The 13282-nt window shown below is 63.6% G+C and carries 16 protein-coding genes; 10 read left to right on the top strand and 6 right to left on the bottom strand.

The window, feature by feature from the left end; genetic code table 11:
* Positions 1 to 46: 46 nt before the first annotated feature.
* Positions 47 to 523, bottom strand: coding sequence for a helix-turn-helix domain-containing protein (locus CAL28_RS26895; protein ID WP_066126597.1), 477 nt, complete (start codon positions 521 to 523; stop codon positions 47 to 49).
* 94 nt (positions 524 to 617) lie between these two features.
* A complete protein-coding gene (locus CAL28_RS26890) occupies positions 618 to 920 on the bottom strand; it encodes an HU family DNA-binding protein (protein ID WP_066126595.1) in 303 nt (100 codons plus the stop codon).
* Positions 921 to 1282: 362 nt separating this feature from the next.
* Here CAL28_RS26890 and CAL28_RS26885 point away from each other — a divergent pair, with 362 nt between their 5' ends.
* Genes CAL28_RS26885 through CAL28_RS26865 form a run of 5 tightly spaced genes read left to right on the top strand, consistent with a single transcriptional unit; the run spans position 1283 to position 5966 of the window.
* Positions 1283 to 1729, top strand: coding sequence for a TIGR03757 family integrating conjugative element protein (locus CAL28_RS26885; protein ID WP_066126593.1), 447 nt, complete (start codon positions 1283 to 1285; stop codon positions 1727 to 1729).
* Entirely contained in the window at positions 1726 to 2673 is a 948-nt protein-coding gene (locus CAL28_RS26880) for a TIGR03756 family integrating conjugative element protein (protein WP_066126591.1), read from the top strand. Before CAL28_RS26885 ends, CAL28_RS26880 begins: the two co-directional genes overlap by 4 nt.
* Before the next feature lie 9 nt (positions 2674 to 2682).
* On the top strand, positions 2683 to 4077 hold the full coding sequence (locus CAL28_RS26875; RefSeq protein ID WP_066126589.1) for an integrating conjugative element protein: 1395 nt from the start codon (positions 2683 to 2685) through the stop codon (positions 4075 to 4077).
* Entirely contained in the window at positions 4074 to 4442 is a 369-nt protein-coding gene (locus CAL28_RS26870) for a hypothetical protein (protein ID WP_094844106.1), read from the top strand. The genes CAL28_RS26875 and CAL28_RS26870 overlap by 4 nt, the downstream gene beginning before the upstream one ends.
* Positions 4443 to 4457: 15 nt before the next feature.
* Positions 4458 to 5966, top strand: coding sequence for a conjugal transfer protein TraG N-terminal domain-containing protein (locus tag CAL28_RS26865; protein WP_066126584.1), 1509 nt, complete (start codon positions 4458 to 4460; stop codon positions 5964 to 5966).
* Positions 5967 to 5970: 4 nt separating this feature from the next.
* Here CAL28_RS26865 and CAL28_RS26860 read toward each other — a convergent pair whose 3' ends face one another.
* The 3 genes from CAL28_RS26860 to CAL28_RS26850 form a co-directional block, all read right to left on the bottom strand.
* Positions 5971 to 6342: a DUF3742 family protein gene (locus tag CAL28_RS26860; protein ID WP_066126582.1), complete on the bottom strand. Its 372-nt coding sequence runs from the start codon at positions 6340 to 6342 to the stop codon at positions 5971 to 5973.
* Between the two features lie 84 nt (positions 6343 to 6426).
* Complete coding sequence (locus tag CAL28_RS26855) at positions 6427 to 7056, bottom strand: RES family NAD+ phosphorylase (protein ID WP_066126581.1); 630 nt, start codon at positions 7054 to 7056, stop codon at positions 6427 to 6429.
* A 12-nt stretch (positions 7057 to 7068) separates the two neighbouring features.
* Positions 7069 to 7695 carry a hypothetical protein gene (locus CAL28_RS26850; protein WP_003090221.1) on the bottom strand — a complete coding sequence of 209 codons (627 nt, stop codon included), beginning with the start codon at positions 7693 to 7695 and terminating at the stop codon, positions 7069 to 7071.
* Positions 7696 to 8010: 315 nt separating this feature from the next.
* On the opposite strand from CAL28_RS26850, the gene mobH reads away from it, so the two are divergent.
* Complete coding sequence (gene mobH / locus CAL28_RS26840) at positions 8011 to 9873, top strand: MobH family relaxase (protein ID WP_066126579.1); 1863 nt, start codon at positions 8011 to 8013, stop codon at positions 9871 to 9873.
* A gap of 47 nt (positions 9874 to 9920) precedes the next feature.
* Here mobH and CAL28_RS26835 read toward each other — a convergent pair whose 3' ends face one another.
* The gene (locus CAL28_RS26835; RefSeq protein ID WP_066126576.1) at positions 9921 to 10835 is read right to left on the bottom strand and encodes a LysR family transcriptional regulator; all 915 of its coding nucleotides are present in this window, start codon (positions 10833 to 10835) and stop codon (positions 9921 to 9923) included.
* A gap of 346 nt (positions 10836 to 11181) precedes the next feature.
* Between CAL28_RS26835 and CAL28_RS26830 the strand changes: the two genes are divergently transcribed.
* The 4 genes from CAL28_RS26830 to CAL28_RS26815 all read left to right on the top strand — a co-directional run bounded on the left by CAL28_RS26830 (position 11182) and on the right by CAL28_RS26815 (position 13280).
* Positions 11182 to 11538, top strand: a complete 357-nt coding sequence (locus CAL28_RS26830) for a cyclophilin-like fold protein (RefSeq protein WP_082853007.1) — start codon at positions 11182 to 11184, stop codon at positions 11536 to 11538.
* Between the two features lie 43 nt (positions 11539 to 11581).
* Positions 11582 to 11989 (top strand): (R)-mandelonitrile lyase, encoded by a 408-nt coding sequence (locus tag CAL28_RS26825; protein ID WP_066126572.1) that lies wholly within the window; start codon positions 11582 to 11584, stop codon positions 11987 to 11989.
* A gap of 27 nt (positions 11990 to 12016) precedes the next feature.
* A complete protein-coding gene (locus CAL28_RS26820) occupies positions 12017 to 12511 on the top strand; it encodes a (R)-mandelonitrile lyase (RefSeq protein WP_082853006.1) in 495 nt (164 codons plus the stop codon).
* Between the two features lie 91 nt (positions 12512 to 12602).
* On the top strand, positions 12603 to 13280 hold the full coding sequence (locus CAL28_RS26815) for a carboxymuconolactone decarboxylase family protein (protein WP_066126570.1): 678 nt from the start codon (positions 12603 to 12605) through the stop codon (positions 13278 to 13280).
* Positions 13281 to 13282 lie beyond the last annotated feature (2 nt).

Below are 13282 nucleotides of genomic sequence, written 5' to 3'. Positions count from 1 at the left end.
GATTTACCGGAGCGAGCGGCATAACGCATGTCGACAATCCGGCTGCTCATTCGGCGGTCTGCTTGCGGGCCTCGCGCACACCCATCTTGAGCACTTCGCGCACACGCACCAGTTGCGCCTCGCGCGGGGTGACCTTCCCTGTTTCCCATTTGTAGACGCTCAGCGACGAGACACCAAGCAAGCTCGCCATTTCCTTCTGGGTCATGCCGAATGCCTGCCGCTTGGCCGCGAGCGCTTCATGGCTGAAAACAAATGCACGCCCCCGGCGCTTGCCTGGTTCCTGGCCGGAGGCATTCTCCGCTTGTTGCTGCGGTGCTTGGCGTCCGGCTGCCGCCATCGTTCTTTCCAGCGCCTTGGCCAGGCTGTGCACCTGGCTCGTGAGTTCCTTGACGTCGCGCTTGAGCGCAGCAATGTCTCCCCGCTGGCTCATTGCCGCCTTGCGCAGAGATGCCATCTCTTTCTTGTTGTCCTTGCGCGCAATGCGAGCAACCTCCGATCTGAACGATTCAGAAAATGCAGTCATGGCCTATGGCTCCGTCGCCGATGAGTTGAATGAAGGTCACTCGCAGAACCAATGCCGCCAAGTGTCCGCCACCCGCAGCAAGCCCCACGTGAACTTACTTACCCGCCTTGCGCTTCGCAGCCTTGGGATCGACAGCCGCCTTGAACCTGGCACCTGCCACGAACTTCGGCACGGTTGACGCAGGGATTTTCAGGGCCGCGCCGGTAGCAGGGTTCTTGCCGGTGCGCGCTGCGCGCTTCGTGGACTTGAAGGTGCCAAAGCCAACCAACTGGACGACATCGCCTTTCTTGACAGCCGTCTGGATGCTGTCGATCAGCGTATCGAGAACGGCATTGGTGGCCGCCTTGGACAGATCGTTCTTGGAAGCAAGGATTTCCACGAGTTCGGCGCGATTCATAGGAATGGGTATCCGGTGAGAGTGAAGAATCATGATTTATAACCGATCGTCAGCTATGTGTCGCCGAAGGCTGTCGCTGAGCCTGCGGACATCGTTTTGCGGCCGAAGCGGTTTGTCGGAATTGCACGGATCCATTCCGGCAATGTAGAAATTCAGCCTTCCTACTTCTCAATAAACCGTGATTCCCGCAATCCCAGGTTGACGCTTGGCACAACCTTTTGTGCCTGAGAACAAGCCAACCATTTCTTTGGGCTGCGTGGTGTCCACTGACAAATAGGACACGCCGGGTTGCGCATTGTTTTCCCCTGAAGAACCTGCATCAGCGTCTCATAGGGATCTGATCAATTTTAGGGGCAATCGACATGTCGGCATCTCATTCACGGTTCGCTCCGGGCTGGCGAACTCTCGGCCTGACCGTGGCACTGCCGGCCGCCCTGGCGGTTTTCAGCCCGGCCACCTTCGCTGCGGACGTGGTGGTCGTCACCGACAGCCATCACCCGGTCAAGGCCATGGGCGGCGAGCGGCTGATCGAGTTGGACGAAGCCCGCCAGATTGAAGCGGAGCTTTCAGGAGATCTGCCCACCAATCCCGAGCAGGCCACGGCCATCGTCAAGCGCCGGCTCTCCAGCGGCGGCGCTGATCTGCAGCGCCGCATCGCCTCCGCATACCAAGGCGTCACCGATGCCTGGAGCCTGGGCGTCACCAGCATTCCAGCGATCGTGGTGGACCAGCGCTACGTGGTCTATGGCGAGCCAGATGTGGCCCGCGCCGTAGCGCGCATTGAACAGCACCGGAGGGCCCAGCCGTGACTCGTTCATTTGACCTGATGCGCCGCTTGCGCGCAGGCGTGGCGTCCGTACTGCTGCTCAGCGCCACGGGCAGCTACGCCCTCAACACCGCCACCATCGTCGGCTCGGTGGCATCGCCCGACTGTCTCGAATATCGCGTCGTTGGCATCTGCTACTGGCTCTACTGCACCTGGACCGGCTGCACGGTACGCACGTCCATCAAGGTGCGCCACTACGTTCCCGATGCGGTCGTCTCCAGCTACAGCAACACCGGAGAGAACCCCTGGATCGAAGTTCGTGCCATGAGCACGCCCAACCCATCTGCCCAGGCCGGCGGGGACGGAACGACGAACGAAGACCATGAGAACAACCTCGCGAAGTTCAAGAACGCGGATGTGATCGGCCATCCTGGTTCTCTGGTCTTCAGCGAGTTCGCTTCATCGTCCGGCTACATCTGCGAGGGTGCAGGCACGGCATTCATGCCGTATCTGCTCAGCACCCTGGACACGCTGGCCTGGCGCTACAACGTACCGGAGATGGCCTACCCCGAAGCGCTGATTCCAGGGATGCGGGAGATCGGCGCACGCACCACGTTGAACCTTTGGGGCAACGTGTATCCACGCGGTGGGTTCCTGCACCAGAGCGACGACCACAAGGCAGGCGCGGTTGTTGCCCAGCGCGCGGGCGATGTCGTCACGCGCCGCGGGCAGATCCACGTCTACCAGCCGCTGCTCGCCAATTCGCGGCCCGGCTACTGGCCTGCCGGCGCACTGGTGGAAGGCGATGCCTCGACCGGCAAGTGGCAGGAACTCACCCCTGTTCTGTCCTCGTCCTGCACGGTCTTCCCTCGCAGCGGCTTCCTGACCCAGGCCCAGCAAGGCGACTACGCCTGGGCGCTGTGGCGGCCGTATGCCTGCTGCGAACGCCGCGGACAGGTGTTCCTTGGCAGCGTTGATTTCCTCTGAGGTGACGCGATGAAGCATCGTGAATTCAAACCGTTCTCCGTTCCGGTGCGTCGCGCGAGGAACGCTCTCGCGTTGGCGAGCGCACTGACGCTGGCAAGCGGCGTGGCCTGGGGCCAACTGGGCTACCAGACCAGCGGCAACGTCATCGGAGATGACGTCATGTACTCGATCGGCGGCGGCAGCGCGGTGTCCATGGGCCATGCGGCCGGCATGCGCTCGATCGGCGTCGGCGTAGGCTGGAACAGCAATCTGATCTGCGGTGACATGAGCATCCAGACCACGCTGAAAAACCAGCTCAACGGTATCACCAACGGCTTCCAACAGATCATGTCGTCTGTGATCCAGAGCGCCACCAGTGCGGTGGCGTCCCTGCCCGCGCTGATCATCCAGCGGGCCGATCCTGGCCTGTACAACCTGCTCACCAATGGCGTGCTGCAGGCCCGGCTGGATTTCGACCGCTCCAAGCTGACGTGCCGGGCCATGGCCGAGAGGATGGCCGACACGGCGGGCGGCCAACTCGGATGGAGCCAGATGGCCGAAGGTATGGCATTGCGCGATGCCGTTTCGAGTACCGATGCGGTCTCGGCCATCGAGCAGGCCGAAACGCGGCGGGGCAACGACGGAGTGCCCTGGGTGGGGGGCAGCAATGCTGGCGGTTCGGGGCAGTCCGCCATCAAGGTGGTCGGCGACGTCACCCGTGCAGGATACAACCTGGTCAATGGCCGCGGCGTGACCGACACGTCCTCCATCTCGACCGCCAGTTGCGCGAGCCTGTCTTGCCAAACCTGGACCTCGCCGCAACAAGCGGTTGAATGGGCCACGCGGGTGCTCGGGGAGCAGGAGCAGCGCACGTGCGATTCCTGCACCAAGACCGAGACGGTGCCCGGCGTCGGGCTCACGCCTTTGATTCAGGAAGAGTACGAAACCAAGCTGCAGGCACTTCAGGATTTGGTTTCCAAGACCAAGAGCACGACGCCTGAAAACCTGCGCGAGGCTGGCAGTGCTTCGCTGCCCATCACGCGCGGCGTCATCGAAGCGTTGCGCGACGAGCCGGACCAGCACCTGCTGTCGCAACGCCTGGCGTCCGAGGTCGCGCTGTCATCGGTGCTGGAGAAGGCGCTGCTGCTGCAACGTACGCTGCTGACCGGCAAGAAGGAGCCCAATGTGGCGGCCAACGAGCTTGCCGTGGAGGCCGTGAACAAGGAGAGCGACACGCTCGACCGCGAGATCCGCAACCTCAAGACGGAATTGGAACTGCGTCGCGAACTGGCGAACAACTCGCCGATGGCGATCATCCAGCGGCACAGCACGCGCGCGGCTGGGTCGCGCGGTATCTATCAGGGCGATCCGGTGCCTGACCGCCTCGACCAGTTGCGGAAGGGCAACCCGGGAGGCAACCCATGAGCCCGTTGCGCGCGAGCGGACTGCGGCCACGCCAACTGTTCAGCCGGCGTGCGGCGAAGGCGCTGCTGTGGACGGTAGTGATCGTGGCTGCCGTCGTGGGCGTCAACATCGCCGGCATCTACCTGGTCGGCAGCGTCGCTGGCTGGGAGCGGTGGCTGGCGGCCACTGCGGGCTACTTCCTGGTCTGGCGGCTGTGCCTGTACGGTGCGACGGCCTACGGCTGGGCGTGGATGCGCCGCCGGCTGTTGGCGCGCGAGGCCGATCCCACAGCCGTGCAACAGGCGCGGCGCCGCCTGCTGCGCAGCGAGGTCGCCGGCATCGTCGCCATCGTGGCGCTGGAAACCAGCCTGCTGATGCAGGGTTGAGGGAGGATTCGGGCCATGACGCTTTTTACGACAGATTACCTGGAGTACTACCTGACCCTGGTGTCCTGGATCGTCCACAACGGCATCTGGGCGGTGCTGGTATCCAGCGGGGTGTTCGCATTACCCTTCGTGGCGATCATCGTGCAGGAATGGCTGAAAGCGCGTTCCGAAGGCGCCGACGAAGGCAACAAAGGCGTACTCTCGGCCGCACGTATCGAGAACCGCGTGTTCGTCGCCATCGTGGTGGTGATGTTTGCCGGAATCCCGTTCATCGACGTCGACCTGAACACCATCAAGTACGACAACTCGCGCTCGACCCAATGCCAGGTCAGCGTACCGCTTCCCGCCGACACGGGCTGGTCGCAGTCCTTCAGCACCATTAACAATCAGTCAGCGAAGGTGCCGGTCTGGTGGGGGTTCATGCACGCACTCTCGCGCGCCGTTACCGGCGCTTCGGTGGCGGCAATCCCGTGTGGGACAGACCTGCGGCAGATGAGGATGGAAATCGACGCAACCCGCATCGACGACCCGGTACTGGCTCAGGAAGTGGTGGATTTCAGCCAGGATTGCTACGGGCCAGCCCGTGCCAAGCTGTTCATGCAGCGTCCGGACCTCGATGAGGATCAGATGCACGACGTGACCTGGATCGGTTCGCGGTATTTCACTGACACGGGCGGCTACTACGACAGTTATCGGTCCAGCACGGCACGGGAGTCCTGGCCCTATGACAGCAGCCGGGATGCGGGCTTGGCGCAGGTCGCCAACGGCGGCGGCTATCCGACCTGCCAGCAGTGGTGGGCCGATGGCAGCAACGGCCTGCGGGCACGGCTGCTCGGGCAAGTGGACCCGAGCCTTTTGAACCGCCTGGCGGGCTGGGCCGGGTTCCTGAGCCGCACCGAGGTTGACGACTCGGTGATCCGCGCGATCGCTTCGCCGCGGCAGCAGAAGCTGAACCAGGGCAGCGTCTATACCGACTATGGCGGCCAGATCGACAAGACCTTGCCGAACATCGTGACCCGGGCCACGGGCGACGTCGGGATGGCGGTCGGGGCGATTGCGGCGTTTCCCGCCATGGACGTGGTGCGCCAAGCTTTGCCCATGGTGCTTGCCTTGCTCAAGATGGCATTGGTCATCTGCATTCCGCTCGTGCTGGTCGTGGGCACCTACGACCTGAAGACGGTCGTCACTGTCAGCGTCGTACAGTTTGCGCTGTTCTTCGTCGACTTCTGGTTCCAGCTCGCGCGCTGGATCGACAGCACCATCCTCGATGCGCTCTACGGGTGGGGCTGGGGATGGAACCGGCCGCACAGCAATTTCGACCCGGTGGTGGGGCTGAACAACGCCTTTGGTGACATGCTCTTGATGTTCGTCATGGGCACGATGTTCCTGGTGTTGCCGACCTTCTGGGTCGCAGCACTGGGGTGGGCAGGTGTTAGGGCCGGTGCGATTGCACAGAATCTCGCGACGGGATCAAAGGAAGCGAAAGACAGTACTTCATCGGGGGTCAACAGGGTGACGCGCTGAACGCCTAGTCGTCATACGGATTGTTCGGGTCGTGCGGGTCGAGACGATGTCCGTCGGACGAATACAGGCCGAATCCTGCTTCACCATGGCGCAGTTCGTCTCGTGGCAGCGAGAAGTCATCAGTGCCTTTGCCAAGACCGCGAGCCACAACCAACAGGCACACCAGCAGCAGTGCCGGCCAGAAAGCAACGTACAACAGCAGTCCCAGCACAACCAGCTTGACCGCCCACAGCAGTACGGTGGTGCCCGTCACCGGAACTCCCTTGGAGACCAACCAGTTCGACGTGCGCCGCTCACCGTGCGCGTAAGCGCGCCACCCTCGGCCAAAGGCTCGGCCGATGCGTTCTGCGAAGCTGATGCGGGTTGTAGTGTTCATGGTCGTCTCCTGCTGCTGAGGAAGATTTATTCCAGTTTGCTCCACGTCATTCGGTTCGGGGCTTCAATGTGTTCTCTTGCTGTTTCAGGGCGCTTCGTCCGGCTCCACCGGGCCGGGGTCAGGTTCCACGCCGATGCGATAGGCGGCAACGAAACGCGGCCAATCCACATGGTCAACCAGGTCGATGTCCTCGATGACGCTGACCTTCGTTCCCGCACGCTCGAACAGAGCGATGCTCGTGTCGGGATAGTTGTTGCGCGACGGATAGAGCAACCCGTCGAACAGTGGCTGGCCGTCGTCATCGAGCATCGCATGCACCTGGGCAGACACCTGCTGCGTATGCGTGTAGTTGCGGTTGGCCAGCTGCTCCAGATTCAGGCCGAAGTAGCCCGCCATGATGCCCGGCGCCGTGAGGTCGGCCAGGAGCACGTCGGCCATCACGCCTACTGCGCGCACCATCCGGCCCTTAACTTCTTTCAGCGCGATCGAGCGCTCCGTGTCCGCAAGCCACTGGTGCTTGTGAAACACCGACTCCATCAGCGCCGTGGGCAGGTCGCGCCCCAGGTACAGCACGCCATAGTCCCGCGCCGGGTCATCGTAGCGATTGGTGCCGCTGCGGCCATAGTACAGCGGGCTGCCCCGATAGACGATGCGGCTCACATGCTGGAGCAGTTCACCGGCATCGATCAGGAACGAAGGCAGTTCGCGGCTCATGGCGGTCTTGCCTCAATGCACCTGGACGCCCAGCACGTTGAACACCGCTTCGGCCACGTCATCGATCGTGCCATGCGTCACCGCATCCACCGGCGAGCGTCCGCCCAAGCCTTCGAGCGGTTCGGATAGTGCGCGGTAGATCGTCCAGTGGTCGATGCCCTCGACCTCTTGAAGCACGGTTTGGGTCAACTGCTGCTTCACCGGGTCGAGCTGCCAGTCGGGCAGCTTCTGGCCGCGCGGCCCCACATTCAGCGCCAGCAGCCGGCGCGCGAGGATGTCCTTGTAGATCTGCTGGCGCGACTTGTCCGCCAGCTTGGCGTACTCGGGGATCGGCAGGTTGTGCGGCTGGTTGAAGGATTCCAGCAACACGGCGCGGCCTCGCTGGACGTCGGTTTCAGTCGGGGTCCAGCGCGTTTCGGTGCGCAGCGCGGCCGCCTTGCGCGCCAGGGCCTGCTCCACCGTTTCGCCTTCGAGGTTGGCTGGCAGTTTTACCGCCTCCACGCGCTCGTGAATGAACGCCTGCAACTCGGCCGCGAAAGCCGGCGCATCCAGGATTTCAACGGTATCCGCGAAACGGCGCACGTCCTCCACGGTGACGCGCGGCAGACGATCGGCAATGAATTCAATGGCGGTGGGCATGGTCATCTCCCAAGCAGGTTTGAGACAGGATTCACTCTAGTCGCCCTTGTCGCATTTGTCAACTTAGTCGCCTGAGCGAGAGCCTACCTGCCGGGGGTAGCGTCCCCGCAGCATAGGCAGGGGCCAGCGCCAGGTCTCCGTCCAATCCATTCGTGCGGGTTCCACATTGACGCTGGAGACGCAACCCAGGCCCGGCTATACCGAAACGGTTAAAGGCCAAAGGGCCGAAACGGCAAGGGAATGGGGTGCAAGGGGAAAGGCCCTACCTCGAAAAGGCGAAAAGGCCTCCCGGCCGGCCCCCCAGAGGACACCCGCATGCTCTCCCTGTTCCAGCGAAAACGGCCCCCGGTCGCTGCCCCGTCGCCAGCGCCCGCCACCGACCTCCCGAAAGGGTTGCTGCGGCCCGAATCGGCCGCATCGCTGCTGGCAACACCGCGCCGGCAGAAGCTGCTGGAACACATCTGGCAGCGCACGTCGCTGTCGCGGCGGCAGTTCGCCACCCTATACCGCACGCCGCTGGAGCACTACGCCGAGTTGGTCCAACAATTCCCCGCATCGGAAAGCCATCACCACGCTTACCCCGGCGGCATGCTGGATCACGGGTTGGAGATCGTCGCCTATGCGCTCAAGCTGCGGCAGTCCCATCTGCTGCCTATTGGCGCCAGTCCCGAAGACCAGGCGGCGCAGTCTGAAGCCTGGACTGCCGCAGTCGCCTATGCCGCGCTGCTGCACGACATCGGCAAGATCGCAGTCGATCTGCACGTCGAACTGGCCGACGGCAGCACCTGGCACCCGTGGCACGGCCCGCTGCACCAGCCATACCGATTCCGCTATCGCGATGATCGCGAGTACCGCCTGCACAGCGCCGCGACGGGGCTGCTCTACCGCCAACTGCTCGACCGTGAGGCCCTGGACTGGCTCAGCGGCTATCCCGACCTGTGGGGACCGCTGCTCTACGTCCTGGCCGGCCAGTACGAGCACGCCGGCGTGCTAGGCGAACTTGTCGTGCAGGCCGACCGGGCTTCGGTGGCCCAGGAACTGGGCGGCGATCCGGCCCGCGCCATGGCTGCGCCCAAGCACGCGCTGCAGCGCAAGCTGCTCGACGGGTTGCGCTACCTGCTCAAGGAACAGTTGAAACTGAACCAGCCGGAAGCCTCCGATGGCTGGCTCACCGAGGACAGCTTGTGGCTGGTGAGCAAGACGGTCTCGGACAAGCTGCGCGCGCACCTGCTGTCTCAGGGCATCGACGGCATCCCCGCGAGCAACACCGCCGTCTTCAACGTGCTGCAGGAGCATGGCATGTTGCAGCCCACGCCGGACGACAAGGCGGTCTGGCGCGCGACCGTGACCAGTGCGACCGGCTGGTCCCACTCGTTCACCCTGCTGCGCCTCGCTCCCGCGCTGATCTGGGAAGCCGGCGAGCGGCCGACGGCCTTTGTGGGCACGGTAGCGGTCGATGCGACACCCGCAGAAAACGACGTCGGTGCACCGGCCACGCCACCTGTGGCTGGAGCGCCGCCAGCCCCGGAGGGCCAGGAGACGCCGCCATGGGAGGGTGGCAACACCGTCGTCACCGCGTCGCCGCCCACCGCCCAGCCCATGCCTGATGTGATGGAGGACATGCTGGTCATGGTGGGCATGAGCGACACGCCCGACGTTCTCCGGGATGAGCAGACCGATTCAGCCAAAGTTGCTACCGCACGCTCCCAAGTACCCATGCCGACGACTGCCGTGACCTCGCCACCATCGCTTGCACCCATAGCTGCGTCGCCATCCTTGAGCGCACAGCCGTCCGGTGAGCATTTCATGGAGTGGCTGCACCAAGGGATCGCGTCGCGCAAGCTCATCATCAACGACGCGAAGGCGCTCGTGCATACCGTGAGCGATACCGCGTACCTGGTCAGTCCAGGCGTGTTCCAACGCTACGCACAGGAGCATCCGCTGGTGGGCACGTTGGCCAAGCAGGAAAGCCAGCAGGATTGGCAATGGGTACAAAAGCGCTTTGAGCGGCTGCAGCTACATCGCAAGCATCCCAATGGCCTGAATATCTGGACCTCTGACGTCTCGGGCCCAAGAAAGTCCCGCCAACTGCATGGGTATCTGCTGAAGGATGCTTCCCTTGTATTCGCCGAGATACCGCCAAACAACCCCTATCTTTCATTGGCCAAGGAAGGATGAATCATTTCGGAGAAGCCTGATGAGAGAGGGTCCGCGGCTAGATGCGACTATGTGACTGCATCAGCGTGGCCTTCACGCCATCGCAATGCCTCGATCACCAACGCAAGCGCCGGTGAAATCTGCTTGCGGTTCGCGTAGTACAAGTGATAGCCCGGAAACGACGGCCACCACTCCTGCAGCACCGGTACCAACCGGCCCTCATCAATGTGCGGCTGCATGATGTCGAGGGGCACAAAGGCAAAGCCCATGCCATCCAAAGCGGCCCGGAGCATCAGGAAGGTGTTGTTGAACGTGGTCTGGCCGCCCACGCGCACATTGATCGACTGCCCATCCTTCTCGAAGTCCCACGCATACAGGCCCCCGTGGGTTGGTAGCCGTAGATTGATGCAGCGATGGTCGGTCAAGTCATGCGGCGTGACTGGCAGCGGCTTGCCGGCGAGGTACTCGGGGGATGCGGCCACCGCCATGCGCAGATTCGGCGCGATGCGCACGGCGATCATATCCTTGTCCACGCGGTCGCCTATGCGCACCCCAGCGTCGAAGCGGTGCGCCGCGATGTCGGTGAACGCATAGTCCACGCTGAACTCGACGTGGACGTCGGGGTAGTCCTTCAGCAGCGGCAGCAACCGAGGCCAGAGGACGGTGGAGATGGCGTGGTCGTGCGCCGTGATACGCACCGTGCCGGCTGGCTTGTCGCGCATGGCGCTGAGCGAGCCCAACTCCAGTTCGATCTCGTCAAGTCGGGGCGCCACTGCATCCAGCAGCCGCGCGCCGGCCTCCGTGGTGGACACGCTGCGGGTGGTTCGCGTCAGAAGCCGCACGCCCAAGCGGGCCTCCAGGGCCAGCATGGCGTGGCTCAGCGCAGAGCGGGACAGTCCCAGTTGCGCCGCGGCCCGGGTGAAGCTGCGTTCACGGGCCACGGCGACGAACGCTTGCAGGTCGTTGAGGTTCTCTTTTGCCATTGGTGAATCCTTTGCATCACCGTATATCAATTTTACGGTCTTCTAAACCAATGAAGAGAGCACTACAGTTCCATACGGACGATATTGCCTGCCAAAGGCAGTGAGCTGTCGAGGGATTCCTTGGCAATTACAGGCCACGAGCGAGACCCTGCTTGGGTGTTCCGCATTTGCCAACGCAGGCCTCGATCAAACCAGGAGGAAACCGATGCGATCTCGCTGCGCATCTGCGGCTTTGCTATTGGCATTGGCGGGGGCAATCACGCTGGCACATGCCGAAAAAGGGACGGATGCACCTCGGTCCATGCCCGCGCAGCGTTCAGCAACACCGAATCAAGGAGCCAGCTCGATGAATATCAGTTTGACGATCAACGGACAGGTGCTCTCCGCGACCTTGGAGGACAACGCCGCTGCGCGCGACTTTCTCGGCTTGCTGCCGTTGACGCTGGACTTGGAGGACTACGCCTCTACCGAAAAGATCGCGCAGTTGCCCAAGAAACTCTCCACGGCTGGAGCGCCAGCGGGTATCACACCTTCCGTTGGCGACATCACCTACTACGCCCCCTGGGGCAACCTCGCCATCTTCTACAAGGGCTTCGGCCATGCCAATGGCTTGGTCAAGCTCGGCCGCATCGAAGGCGACATCCAGGTGCTACGTGGCCGCGGCCCGTTGAACGCTCGAATCGAGGCCGTCGGGAAAGACTGATGCGCCGGCCAACGCTCACCCTCAAACATTGAAAGGAACAGCCATGGAACTCAAACGCGCTGGATCTCAGCCTTCCACCAAAGGGCCTGCCGAGTGGTTCACCGGCACGGTTCGCATCGACCCGCTGAACAACCCGCCCGCACCGGCCCGCGTGTCGTGCGCTGCCGTCACCTTCGAGCCGGGCGCACGCACGGCCTGGCACAGCCATCCGCTGGGGCAGACGCTGATCGTCACCGCCGGCTGCGGCTGGACGCAGTGCGAGGGCGAGCCCATCGTGGAGATCCGCGCAGGCGATGTCATCTGGTGTCCGCCCGGTCATCGGCACTGGCATGGCGCTTCGCCGACCACGGCCATGACGCACATCGCGATCCAGGAAGCCCTGGATGGCAAGAACGTCGAATGGATGGAACACGTCACCGACGATCAGTACCTCGCCGGGCCGCGCGGCTGAGCCGTCTTACTTCAGGAAAGGAAACTCATGCACTCGTTCCTCAAACTCGCTCTATGCGCGACCGCTCTGCAGGCCACGATGGCCTTGGCTGCAGAGCCGCAGGCCAACACGTCCGCTGATGCGCAGCAGATCACGCGCGCGGGGGACCAGCCCTCGGCTGCTGGCCCCGCCGAATTCTTCACCGGCCGCGTGCGGGTCGATCCTGTCTGGCCCGCCGACAAGAACATCAATGCCTCTGGCGGCCTGGTCACTTTCGAGCCCGGCGCGCGTTCGGCTTGGCACACCCATCCAGCGGGACAGCGACTGGTCGTGACCTCCGGCGTCGGGCTGACGCAGGAATGGGGCAAGCCGGTGCAGGTCATCCGCCCCGGCGACGTCGTGTGGTGCCCGCCCGGCGTCAAGCACTGGCACGGCGCAGCGCCCGGCACGGCCATGAGCCATCTGGCCGTCACCGGCACGGTGGATGGAAAGAACGTCACATGGATGGAGAAAGTCACCGATGAGCAATACAACGCACGCTAAACACCGTGGGACGCGGGCTCGTGCCGGTGTGCTGGCCTTGGCGCTGACCGCCGCATTGAGCCACGCATCCCATGCACAGGAGACCCAGCCGATGAACCCAGCACCCGCCAGCGCGCCCAGCGCTTCCGAAACTCTTTCTGCACGCCAGCAGGCCATCGTGCCCATTGCGGCATTTGCCGCCGCAGGCGACATGGCCAAGCTGAATGCCGCGCTCACCCAAGGGTTGGACGCCGGCATGACGGTGAGCGACGCCCGTGAGATCCTCGTGCAACTCTACGCCTATGCCGGCTTTCCGCGCAGCCTCAATGCGCTGGGTGAGCTGATGAAGGTGCTGGAGGCCCGCAAGCAGCGCGGCATCCAGGATGCGCCGGGCAGCGCGCCCAGCCGCCCCATCCCGAAGGGCGACGCACTGCTGGCCGCGGGCACGGCCAACCAGACCAAGCTGTCGGGCGGGCCAGTCGAAGGGCCGCTGTTCGATTTCGCGCCGACGGCGAACGAGTACCTGCGCACCCACCTGTTCGGCGACATCTTCGAGCGGGACAACCTCGATTGGCAAAGCCGCGAGCTGGCCACCGTGGGCATGCTCTCGGCACTGCCCGGGGCCGATTCGCAACTGCAGGCGCACATGCGCATCAGCATGAACGTGGGCCTCACGGCCGGTCAATTGCGGCAACTCACCCAGGTGCTGGCTGCGCGAGTGGATGCCGAAATGGCTCGCCGTGCGAGCGCGGCATTGGATCGCCATCTGGCGACCACGAAGGGGAAGTGAAC

The organism is Bordetella genomosp. 11, assembly GCF_002261215.1.
In the GTDB taxonomy this organism is placed as follows: domain Bacteria; phylum Pseudomonadota; class Gammaproteobacteria; order Burkholderiales; family Burkholderiaceae_B; genus Bordetella_C.
This window is presented reverse-complemented; position numbering and strand designations above follow the sequence as displayed.